Origin of the sequence: uncultured Anaerotruncus sp., assembly GCF_902490045.1 — a bacterium.
Classification (GTDB): domain Bacteria; phylum Bacillota; class Clostridia; order Oscillospirales; family Ruminococcaceae; genus Anaerotruncus.
On sequence record NZ_CABUCJ010000079.1, the window covers coordinates 1 to 11,279 of the forward strand.

The following is an 11,279-nucleotide window of genomic DNA, read 5'->3' on the forward strand; positions in this document are numbered from 1 at the left end:
CCGCCGCCGCAGGCGGCACATCTAAAGCACCCCGAAGGGGTGCGTAAAAAAGCACTCCGCCCGCTGGGCGGAAAATCTAAAACCGCCGCCGCTCGATCACCGGCAAGCCCTCCGGCCTCTGGGCGGAAAATCCAAAACCGCCGCCGGGACGAGACCCGGCAACTGCGCCGCTCACAGGCGGCAAACCCCACCCTTACTTTTTGCAGAGCTCCACTGCAATCCGCGAGGCCAGACGCGCGTTGTTGTACACGAGCTCGATGTTGGCCTCCAGGCTCTTGCCGCCGGTAATCTGCTGGATCCGGTCGAGCAGGAAGGGGGTCAGCTCCTTGCCCTTTACGCCCTTCTGCGCGGCCTCGGCACAGGCGTCCTCGATGGTGCGGGAGATGTAGTCGTGGTCCATGGCGTACTGCTCGGGGATGGGGTTGGTGACCAGCATGCCTCCCCGGAGTCCCAGGTCCTCCTTGGCTGAAAACGCCGCGGCGATCTCCTCGGGGGTGTCCATGCGGTAATCGACCTTGAAGCCGCTCTTGCGCGTATAGAAGGCGGGAAGTTCCTCCGTCTGGTAGCCAAGAACGGCAACGCCCTTGGTCTCGAGGTATTCGAGCGTGAGCCCGAGGTCGAGAATCGACTTTGCGCCGGCGCAGACCACCATGACGGGGGTCTCGGCCAGCTCCTCCAGGTCGGCGGAGATGTCCATCGTCGTCTCGGCGCCGCGGTGCACGCCGCCCACGCCGCCGGTGGCAAAGACCCGGACTCCCGCCAGCGCGGAGAGGATCATCGTGGCGGCCACCGTGGTGGCGCCGTCCTCGCCGCGGGCGCAGAGCACGGGCAGATCGCGGCGGCTGGCCTTGGTGACGCCGAGCCCCTTCTTGCCCAGATGGGTGATCTCCTCCTCCGAGATGCCCACCTTCAGCCTGCCGCCGATGACGGCCACCGTCGCGGGTTCGGCGCCGCAGCTCCGGACGACCTCCTCCACCTTGAGGGCGGTTTCGACGTTGCGCGGATAGGGCATGCCGTGGGAGATGATGGTGGACTCCAGCGCGACCACCGGACGGTTGTTGTCGAGGGCCTCCCGGACGCGGGGGGAAACTTCGAGGTATTTTTCAAGACGGTTCATGATACGGACACTCCTTCTCGTCGATTTGATTTATTCAGCGGGGACCGGTGAGGGCGCCCCCGTGATTGCCAGAATGGATTCCGCGCTGATGCGCGGGCTGATCGTCTCCGCGCTCTCGATGCAGATGCCGGCCGCGGCCAGACCGGCCTTGGCGCAGTCCCGCATCGAAAAGCCCTGCCGCCAGCTCCAGGCGAGCGCCGCCATGAAGCTGTCGCCGGCGCCGGTGCTGTTGACCATGTGGGAGGGATAGGCGGGCAGGTGGAACTGCTCGTGGCGGTCGGCGCAGAAAACGCCCCTGGCGCCGAGGGAGAGGAACACCTGCTCGACCCCCATGTCCAAAAAGCGGCGGGCGGCGCGGCGGAGCGAATCCTCGTCGCGGATCTCGACGCCGGTCAAAAGCTGCGCCTCGAGGAGGTTGGGCTTGATCGTGTGGATCCTGTAGAAAAGCCCGGCCAGCTTTTTCGCCTTGACTGTCGAGACGGTGTCGGCAAAGAGCGGGCAGCGGCAGTTCTCCGCCAGAAAGCGCAGGCTCTCCTCCGGCAGGTTGGTGTCCATGATGCACAGGCTCGCGCGGTTGATGAGGTCCATCTTGCTCTCGAAAAAGCGCGGCGTAAGCTCCTCATAGATGTCCATCTCGTTGATCGCGAGCTGCATCTCGCCGGTGTGGTCGGCGATGAACAGATAGGTGGAGGTCGTCCCGCCCGGCACGGTCAGGGTGTCGTTCACATCGATCCCCAGCCGGCGGCAGCCCTCGGCAAGCTGATTGGCGTGGGAGTCGTCCCCGAAGGCGGTGATGAGCTTGACGTCCTCCCCCAGCAGCGCAAGGTTGTGGGCGATGTTGCGCGCCACCCCGCCCGGCGACAGCCGCACCTTGCCGGGGTTGGAATCCTGCGCCACGAGCGGGGCGTCCGGGCGGCCGCTGATGTCCATGTTGGCGCCGCCCACCACCACAATGTAGGGATTTTTCTGAAGCAGGTAGCCCTTGCCCTGGATGAAGCCCTTCTTCATCAGGTTGGAGATGTGCACCGCCACCGACGAACGGGCGATCCCGGCCCGCGCGGCCAGCTCCTGCTGGGAAATCAGCGGGTTATCCTCTATCCAGCGCAGAATCTGCCGCTCGCGTTCCGTGATCATGCTCCCCACTCCTTAAACAATTGCTTATTTAATTAATCTTATGCTTATATTCTAGCAGGCCGCGCATGCAATGTCAAGAAAAAAAAACGCCCCCGCTTTCGCGGGGACGTTTCTTATGAAAGCCGGGATTACCGCTCGCCCTTGCGGTAGGGCACGCCGTTGGCCCTCGGGGCCTCCGAGCGGCCGACGAAGAGCACGAGCACCACCATCGTCAGCACATAGGGCAGCATGGCCAGCAGCTGGGAGGGGATGTACTCCATCCCGCCGAGCATGACCACCATCGCCTGGGCGAAGCCGAAGAGCAGGCAGGCGCGCAGCGCCCCCTGCGGGGTCCACTTGCCGAAGATCACGGCGGCCAGCGCAATAAAGCCGTGGCCGGAAATGACCGTCGGGCTGAAGTTGGAGACGACCGCCAGCGTCATGGCCGCGCCGCCGAAGCCGGCGAAGAGGCCCGAGAGGATGCAACAGACGTAGCGGATCACATAGATGTTGACGCCCAGGGAATCGGCCGCCGCGGGATGCTCGCCGCAGGCCAGCACCCGGAGGCCCCATTTGGTCTTGTAGAGGAAGAACCACATGGCGGCGGTCAGCAGGATGGCTATCGGCACGGTGATGTCGATGTTGATGGCGTTGATGGTCAGGTTGGAGGTGTCCATCCCGAGCATCGACAGGATTTTCGGCAGCTTCCGGGGCACCGGCTGGGTCTGGGTCGCGCCGTCAAAGAACATCCGCGACAGGAAGAGCGCCAGGCCGAGGCCGATGAAATTGATGGCAACGCCGGAGATGGTCTGGTTGCCCTGCAGGTGGATGGAGGCCACCGCATGGAACACCGCCATGGCGGCCCCCGCCAGCCCGCCGACCAGGAATCCGAGCCACGGGCTTCCGGTGAAGTAGCCCACCGCGGTGGCGGCGAACGCGCCGATCGTCATCATGCCCTCGATGCCGATGTTGTCCACGCCGGCGCGCTGGGTGATGACCCCGCCGAGCGCCGCGAAGATGAGGGGCGCCGAATACATCAGGGTGATGTTGATGGCGAGCAGGACGTTATTCAACATGTGAACCACCCCTTCTCTTGAGCCGTTCGGCGATCATCGGGTAGATCGAGACCAGCGCCACGCAGAAGACGATGGAGCCGATCATGATGTTGATGATCTCGCTCGGCGCGCCGATTTCCGACTGGATGGAACCACCCCCGTACTTGAGTCCGCTGAACAGCAGGCCGGAGAGCACGCAGCCGAGCGGATTGTTGTTGGCGATCAGCGAGACGGAGATGCCATCCCAGCCGTAGCCCTCGGTGACCGGCAGCACGCTGATGCGGAAGGGGTTGGTGCCGAGGATCTGGATGGCGCCCGCCAGCGCCGCGATGCCGCCGGAAATGAACATGGCCATGACCATGTTCTTCCGGACGCTGATGCCGGCAAATTCGGCGGCGTCCTTATTGGCGCCGACCGCGCGCAGCTCATAGCCCTTGGTCGTCCGGTTGAGGTAGTACCAGGCGAGCAGCACGACCACAAGGGCAAGCAGAATGCCCCAGTGCAAATCGGTGCGCAGGAAATCGCCCCAGAAGGCGTTCGTCTTGATGAACTCCTTGCCCGCCTCCGACTTCTTCCAGTCCCCCAGGAAAAGCAGCTTCGCCGTATCCGCCACCTCGTAGGAGGCCTGGGAGCCGGGCTTTTTCACTCCGGGCAGCGTGAGGATGAAGTTGTTGAAGTAGAGGGCGATCCAGTTGAGCATGATGGTGGAGATGACCTCGTGCACGCCGAACCTGGCCTTGAGCCATCCCGCCAGCCCGCCGAACAGCCCGCCGAACAGGAAGGCCAGCAGCAGGACGGCCGCCGGGTGGACGCCCATCGGCAGCAGGAAATAGCGGCCCACCAGCGCGGCGGTCACGGTGCCGATCATGTACTGCCCCTCCGCGCCGATGTTGAAGAGCCCGCTCTTGTAGGCGAAGGAGACGGAAAGGCCGGTCAGGATGATCGGCACGGCGTTGATGACGATCTGGGAGACGTATTTCGGCTTCCGGAACATGCCGGCGAACATCGCGCCATAGGCCTCCAGCGGGTTGTATCCGGCGGCCGCCAGCACCAGCGCGCCGACGACGAAGCCAACCAGGACCGAAACGAGGATCCCGGTCATCGGTTTCTTGAGCAGCCTGACGAATCGATCCCTCATGTCTGGTTCCCCCCTCCCGCCATCAGCAGTCCGATCTCCTTTTCATCGGCGCCCGCGGCGTCCATCTCGCCGACGATCCTGCCGTTATAGAGCACATTGATGCGGTCGGACAGGTCCATGACCTCGTCAAGCTCCAGGCTGATGAGCAGCACCGCCTTGCCGCGGTCCCGCTGCTCCACCAGCGACTTATGTACGAATTCAATGGCGCCCACGTCGAGCCCGCGGGTGGGCTGGACCGCGATCAGCAGGTCGGGGTCGTTGGTGACCTCGCGCGCGATGATCACCTTCTGCTGATTGCCGCCTGAAAGGGCGCGCGCCTCGGTCCGCGCGCAGTCGGCGGGCCGCACGTCAAACTCCCCGATGAGCTTCTGGGCGTTCTCCTGGATTTTGGGGAAATTCAGCACGATGCCCTTGGAAAACGGGGGCTTGCGGTAGTTCTCGATCACCATGTTCTCCGCCACCGAAAAGCTCAGCACCAGCCCGCGCCTGTGCCGGTCCTCATGGATGGTGCAGATGCCGTGGTCAAGCACGTTCCGCGTCGTCGTGTTCTGAATTTCGGCGCCGTTGATCACGATTCTGCCCCCCTCGCAGCGGGTCAGGCAGGTGATCGCCTCGACAAGCTCCTTCTGGCCGTTGCCGTCGATGCCGGCAATGCCGAGGATCTCGCCCCTGTGCACGTTCAGGGAGAGGCCGCGCAGCTTTTCGATGCCGCGGTTGTCCCTGACGGTGAGGTCTTCGATGGAAAACACCACGTCACCGGGCGTGGCGGGCTTTTTTTCGATGTGCAGCGTGACCTCCCGGCCAACCATCTTCGTGGCCAGGTCCTCCTCGCTCTCCTCCGCCACCGACACCGTGTCCACATAGTGGCCCCGCCGGATGATGGTGCAGTAGTCGGAGGACTGCTTGATCTCGCGCAGCTTGTGGGTGATGATGATGACCGTCTTGCCGTCGCCGACCAGGCGGTGCATGATCTCGATCAGCTCCTCGATCTCCTGCGGGGTCAGCACCGCCGTGGGCTCGTCGAGGATCAGGATATCCACGCCGCGGTAAAGGGCCTTCAGGATCTCCACCCTCTGCTGCATACCCACCGAAACGTCCTGAATTTTGGCGTCGGGGTCCACATAGAGGCCGTACCGTTCGGAGAGCTCCCGAATCTGCGCCTTGACCGTCTCGAGGTCCAGCACGTCCAGGCCCTTTGTGGTCTCCGCGCCGAGCATGATATTCTGTGTGACGGTGAAATTCTCCACCAGCATGAAATGCTGGTGGACCATGCCGATGCCGTGTTTGATGGCCACGCTCGGGTTTTTGACCTCCACCGGCTCCCCGTTGAGGAGGATCTCCCCCTCGTCCGCCCGGTAGAAGCCGTACAGGATGTTCATGAGCGTGGATTTCCCCGCGCCGTTCTCTCCGAGCAGCGCGTGGATCGTACCTTTTTTGACGTTCAAATCCACATGGTCCAATGCGCAGAAGCTGCCGAAATACTTGCAGATCCGCTTCATCTGGACCGCGTACTGGGGGGTTCCCGCTTCCATAACCTGCCTCCTCGCCAACAAGAATCTGCACAGGGTCCCGGCCGCGGCGGGCCGGGCCGCGCGCCCGCGCCCCCTGGCTGAAAAAGGGCTGCCGCAGGAAACCCCCGCGGGGTTCCGTCTGCCGTAACAGCCCTTTTGGGCCCGCGGGAGCTTGCGCCCCCGCGGGCAAATCGCGCTACAAGCGAATCTTACAGGTTGGCCACGAAGGCGTCGAAGTCCTCCTGGGTGTAGGGGACGACGATCTCGCCGTCAATGATCTGCTGCTGCAGTTCGTCCACCTGGGCCAGCAGCTCGGCGGACAGGTGCTTATCGGAGGAGGGGGCGATGCCCACGCCGCCTTCCGCCAGGCCCATGGTGACGTTGGTGCCGCCCAGCTCTTCGCCGTTCATGATGCGTTCGGTGACGTCGTAAACAGCGTTGCCGACATTCTTCAGCGCGGAGGTGATGACGTTGTCGGGAGCCAGGAAGTTCTGGTCAAGGTCGACGCCGATAACCATCTTGTTCATCTCTTTGGCCGCCTCGATGGCGCCGCTGCCCGTCTGGCCGGCCGCGTGGAAGATCACGTCGGCGCCGTCGGTGTACATCTTCTGCGCCATGGCCTTGCCCTTCGCGGTGTCGTTGAAGCTCTCGGCCAGCGCAAAGTCGTACTGGATCTCCTTGCCGAGCTCCTTGGCGCCGTAGCGCACGCCGGCCTCATAGCCGTATTTGAAGCGGTCCATGACCGGGCTCTCCATGCCGAGCAGGAAGCCCACATGGTTCGTCTCGGTCTTGTGGGCGGCGATGTAGCCGACCAGGAAGGAGGACTGCTCCGCCTGGAACTGCACGCCGATGGCGTTCGGGTACTGGCCGTCCTCAAAGACGTCGTCGATCAGCGCGTAGCGCTGGTCGGGGTAGCTCTCGGCGGCCGCGGCCAGGGCGTCCTTCATCAGGAAGCCGATGCCCCAGACGATGTCGGGCGCGTCGTCGGTGACCTTGTCCAGGTTGGGCGCGTAGTCGGCGTCCTTCTTGGACTCGAGGAAGCTGATCTTGACGCCCTTGTCGCTCTCGAGGCGCTGCATCCCCTCCCAGGCGGACTGGTTGAAGGACTGGTCGTTGATCCCGCCGACGTCGGTGACGATGGCGGCGGAAAACGCTCCGTCGGCCGGCGCGGCGTCGCCCGCGGGCTCTTCAGCGGGCTCGGCCGCGGAGGGAGCCGCCTCGGAGGGCGCCGTGGAGGACGGGGTCCCCGGGGCGCCGCCGCACGCGGCAAGCATGCCGGCGACAAGAATCATGGCCAGAATGGTGCTCAGTAATTTCGTCTTTTTCATAATTTTCTCCTTTTTCCGTTATCATTGATCTGCCGGCGGAAGACCGGCAGGGTCAAACCGTTCTCAAATCAGGTCCTCGGGGCCGAAGGATTCGGGCAGCAGCTGCTCCAGCGTATATTCCCGGATGTCCCCCTCTTTTTCGCCCACCGCCACATAGACCTTCATGCCCGGCTCCGCGAATTCCCGCAGGAACTGCCGGCAGATGCCGCAGGGGAAGGCGTAGCCGCGCTCCTCCGGCTTCGCGTCGCGGTGCCAGCCCACAACCGCAATCGCCGAAAAACGCCGCTCCCCCTCGAAGACCGCCCGCAGGGCGGCGTTGCGCTCGGCGCAGATGGCCGCGCCGTAGGAGGCGTTTTCCACGTTGCAGCCCTGATAGACCTTCCCGCCCGCGGTGAGCAGGGCCGCGCCGACGCGGAAGTTCGAATAGGGGGAATAACTGCTCTCCCGCGCCTCGATCGCCAGGCGGACCAACTCTGTTTTCTCCATTTCAGCAGCTTCCTTTCCCGCATGGACAGCGGCTTTCCGCCGCCGTCCCGCCTACAAAAAATCCGGCTTTTCCGCTCGCCGCACCCGCGCGCCGAAGATGGAAAACACCGGTTCCGATTGGGCAGTTTGTCCCACTGATTACGGTTTCAGTATAACACAGCCGCCCGAAATGTAAAGCGAATCTTTCTAATTTTTTCAGAATTTGCAGATATTGGCTTTCTTTTTTGGCACAGGCTACAAAACATCTGCTTAGGACAAATTGCACTTTTCCCGTCCGGAACTTTCCAGTTTACTTGGTCAAAACACACAGCAATTCCGCTTGCTTGCTGTGCATGCCTACAAAGAATCCGAAAAAGGACTCGTGTCCTTTTTTTCCGTTTTCACCGTTGCTATAATAAACATGGAGGAGCGGAAGGCAGCAAAACGCCGCCTTCCCGGCCAAGGGGCCGCGTCGAGAGGAGCGGAGAACGGATGCAGTTTGCCGACTGGCTACAATCAGAACCCACGCCGGCGGCGGACCGGCTGCGCAAGCTCTTCGCGGGCTTCCCGTCCGACGCCCCCGTGCTGACGGCCGAGGCCCGCGCGGGCGAGCTCATCATCCGCCAGGACGACCCCTGCGGCTCCGTCTGCGTGCTGCTCGAGGGGCGCGTCACCGTCTCGGGCATCCAGCCCGGCTATGCCACCTACACCTTCTCCGATTTCGACGCGATCGAATTTTTCGGCGAATACGAGGCGCTTTCCGGCGCCGACCGTTTCTTCGCGCAGGTGCAGGCGAAGACCCGCTGCCGCCTGCTGCGGCTGCCCGCCTCCTGCTATATGCAGTGGATCCTTTCGGACAGCGGCATCATGCTTTCCCGGGTGCGGTCGGTCATGCGGAGCCTGCTGCTGCAGGCGGCCCGGGAGCGCAGCTTCCTCTTCCTGGACAGCGAAAGCCGCCTTTTGCAGTTTTTGACCGGCTTCTGCACGCAAAACCCCGCCGGAGATGGGGAGCCGGTTGTCGTGGAGATGACCCGCGCGGCCATCTGCGAGGAAACCGGCTTCTGCGTGCGCACCATCAACCGCAGCATCCGCCGCCTGGAGCAGGAGGGGTTCCTGACCGTGCGGCGCGGCAAGATTACCGTTTCGCCGCAGCAGGAGCAGCGGATGCGCAAAGAGCTGGCCCTGCGGATCGGGCGATGACTTTGGAACAAAACAATTCACATATCGACATCGGATGAATGGAGGATTTGATTATGGTTGATTTGGAAAACATCCGTAAAATCGTGACGTCCCGCGAGCTCACCCATGAGCAGAAGCTCATGCAGCTGGCGAAAGCGGCGGAGAACTCGCTGGATGTGCTGAACATCCCCGCGCGCACCAAACATTTCTTCGAAACGGGCACCATCAACGACCTCTTCGAGGGCGGCGCGCCCTACCGCCCGCGCTACATCCTGCCCGACTACGAAAAGTTCGTCAAAAACGGCAGCGCGTTTTTGCGCGTGGACCCGCCCAGGGACCTCGACGAGCTGCTCAACGCCCTGATGATCCTCTACCGCCACGTGCCGTCGATCACCAATTTCCCGGTCTACCTGGGCAGCCTCGACACGCTCATCGACCCCTTCCTCGACGGGCTTTCCGACGAGGAGGTCTGCAAGAAGCTGCGCCTCTTCCTCAACTACCTCGACCGCACCATCACCGACTCCTTCTGCCACGCCAACCTCGGCCCCAAGGGCACAAGGGCCGGACGGCTGATCCTCAAGGTGGAGCGGGAGCTCGCCAACACGGTGCCGAACATGACCATCAAATACGACCCGGCCGTCACGCCCGACGACTATATGGAGCAGGCCATCGACTGTTCGCTCGCCTGCTCCAACCCGGCCATCTGCAACGATGTGGCCAACCGCGTCCCCTTCGACCGCTACGGCGTGGCCAGCTGCTACAACATCCTGCCGGTCTGCGGCGGGGCCTATACCCTCACCCGCGTCACCCTGACCGAGCTGGTCAAGGAGGCGGTGGACGAGGAGCAGTTCATCGGGGAGCTTCTGCCCGAATGCCTCGGCCTCATCGCCGACTACATGAACGAGCGCATCCGCTTCATCGTGGAGCAGTCCGGCTTCTTCGAGTCGAACTTCCTCGTGAAGGAGGGCCTGCTCTCCCGCGACCGCTTCCTGCCCATGTTCGGCGTGACCGGCCTGGCCGAGTGCGTCAACGTACTGATGGCGGACCGGGGGAAGGTCTACGGCCGCGATCCCGAGGCGGACGACCTCGGCCAGCGGATCATGGACGCCATCGGGCGCATCGTTCCCACCTTCACGGCGGCCTACTCCCCCATCTCCGGCAACAAATTCCTGTTGCACGCCCAGGTGGGGCTCGATTCCGACCTTGGCATCACGTCGGGCGTGCGTATCCCTGTGGGCGGCGAGCCGGATTCCTTCTCCGACCACCTGCGCCACTGCGCCCGCTTCCACAAATATTTCCCCACCGGCGTGGGCGACATCTTCCCTATCGCCTCCAATGTGACGCAGAACCCGGCCGCGCTTCTCGACGTGGTCAAGGGCGCTTTCCAGACCGGCGTGCAGTACATGAGCTTCTATTCGGCCGACACCGATCTCGTGCGCATCACCGGCTACCTGGTCAAGCGCAGCGAGATGGAGAAATACCGCAACCATGAGGTCGTCATCAAGAACACGACGCAGCTCGGCGCGCCCAACTACGACGTGAACCGGCTGGCCGAGCGCAAGGTGCGGATGGCATGAAAAACGCCGCTCCGGTCAACCGAATCATCCCCTTCAGCACGGTGGACGGCCCGGGCAGCCGGACCTCCATCTTTGTGCAGGGCTGCAACATCGCCTGCGCCTACTGCCACAATCCCGAGACCCAGCGGATGTGCGTCAACTGCGGCGACTGCGTGCCGGGCTGCCCGGCGGACGCCCTCTCGATGGCGGACGGGCGCGTGGTCTGGGATGAAGCGCTCTGCGCCTGGTGCGACAGCTGCATCCGCACCTGCTCCCGCCACGCTTCCCCGCGCGTGCTCTGGATGACGCCGGAGGAAGCGATGGAGCGTGTTTCCCGGAACATCCCCTTCATCCGGGGCGTCACCGTCTCGGGCGGGGAGTGCTCCCTCTACCCCGACTTTCTGACCGGGCTCTTCACCCTCGCGAAGGAGCGGGGGCTCACCTGCCTCATGGACAGCAACGGCACGGCGGACCTCTCGCGGTATCCCGCGCTCATGGAGGTCTGCGACGGCGTCATGCTCGACGTGAAAAGCTGGGACCCCGCCGTCCACCGGGCGCTCACCGGCGCGGACAACGCCGCCGTCAAAAAGAACCTCTCCTTCCTCTCCGAGGCCGGCAAGCTGGAGGAAATGCGCGTCGTGGTCGTCGACGGCCTCGTGGACGCCGAAGCGGTCATCGCGGGCGCCGCGGATCTGCTGGGGCCGCGGGCGGCCGAAACCCGGCTCAAGCTCATCACCTTCCGCTGCCAGGGAGTGCGCGGGCGGCTGGAAAACCGCTCCTCCCCCAGCCGGGAGACGATCGAACATCTGGGCGGGCT

9 protein-coding genes and 1 pseudogene are annotated in these 11,279 nt (G+C 63.7%); 3 read left to right on the plus strand and 7 right to left on the minus strand.

What is annotated here, in order from left to right:
- Positions 1-193 precede the first annotated feature (193 nt).
- The 7 genes and pseudogenes from RDM88_RS08880 to RDM88_RS08910 form a co-directional block, all read right to left on the minus strand.
- Complete coding sequence (locus RDM88_RS08880; protein WP_308754500.1) at positions 194-1,117, minus strand: pseudouridine-5'-phosphate glycosidase; 924 nt, start codon at positions 1,115-1,117, stop codon at positions 194-196.
- Positions 1,118-1,147: 30 nt separating this feature from the next.
- The gene (locus tag RDM88_RS08885; protein WP_308754501.1) at positions 1,148-2,251 is read right to left on the minus strand and encodes a PfkB family carbohydrate kinase; all 1,104 of its coding nucleotides are present in this window, start codon (positions 2,249-2,251) and stop codon (positions 1,148-1,150) included.
- Positions 2,252-2,379: 128 nt separating this feature from the next.
- Complete coding sequence (locus RDM88_RS08890; RefSeq protein ID WP_308754502.1) at positions 2,380-3,306, minus strand: ABC transporter permease; 927 nt, start codon at positions 3,304-3,306, stop codon at positions 2,380-2,382.
- Complete coding sequence (locus tag RDM88_RS08895) at positions 3,296-4,423, minus strand: ABC transporter permease (protein ID WP_308754503.1); 1,128 nt, start codon at positions 4,421-4,423, stop codon at positions 3,296-3,298. Before RDM88_RS08895 ends, RDM88_RS08890 begins: the two co-directional genes overlap by 11 nt.
- On the minus strand, positions 4,420-5,955 hold the full coding sequence (locus tag RDM88_RS08900) for an ABC transporter ATP-binding protein (RefSeq protein ID WP_308754504.1): 1,536 nt from the start codon (positions 5,953-5,955) through the stop codon (positions 4,420-4,422). The genes RDM88_RS08895 and RDM88_RS08900 overlap by 4 nt, the downstream gene beginning before the upstream one ends.
- A 188-nt stretch (positions 5,956-6,143) precedes the next feature.
- Positions 6,144-7,262: a BMP family ABC transporter substrate-binding protein gene (locus RDM88_RS08905; RefSeq protein WP_308754505.1), complete on the minus strand. Its 1,119-nt coding sequence runs from the start codon at positions 7,260-7,262 to the stop codon at positions 6,144-6,146.
- Between the two features lie 63 nt (positions 7,263-7,325).
- Positions 7,326-7,760: pseudogene (locus tag RDM88_RS08910) on the minus strand (cytidine deaminase); the annotation flags it as partial.
- A 459-nt stretch (positions 7,761-8,219) separates the two neighbouring features.
- Between RDM88_RS08910 and RDM88_RS08915 the strand changes: the two are divergent.
- The 3 genes from RDM88_RS08915 to RDM88_RS08925 form a co-directional block, all read left to right on the plus strand.
- Positions 8,220-8,927 carry a Crp/Fnr family transcriptional regulator gene (locus tag RDM88_RS08915; protein ID WP_308754506.1) on the plus strand — a complete coding sequence of 236 codons (708 nt, stop codon included), beginning with the start codon at positions 8,220-8,222 and terminating at the stop codon, positions 8,925-8,927.
- Positions 8,928-8,980: 53 nt separating this feature from the next.
- A complete protein-coding gene (locus RDM88_RS08920) occupies positions 8,981-10,483 on the plus strand; it encodes a YjjI family glycine radical enzyme (RefSeq protein ID WP_308754507.1) in 1,503 nt (500 codons plus the stop codon).
- Positions 10,480-11,279: YjjW family glycine radical enzyme activase (locus RDM88_RS08925; RefSeq protein ID WP_308754508.1), on the plus strand; the 800-nt coding region annotated here is incomplete at its 3' end. The genes RDM88_RS08920 and RDM88_RS08925, both read left to right, overlap by 4 nt.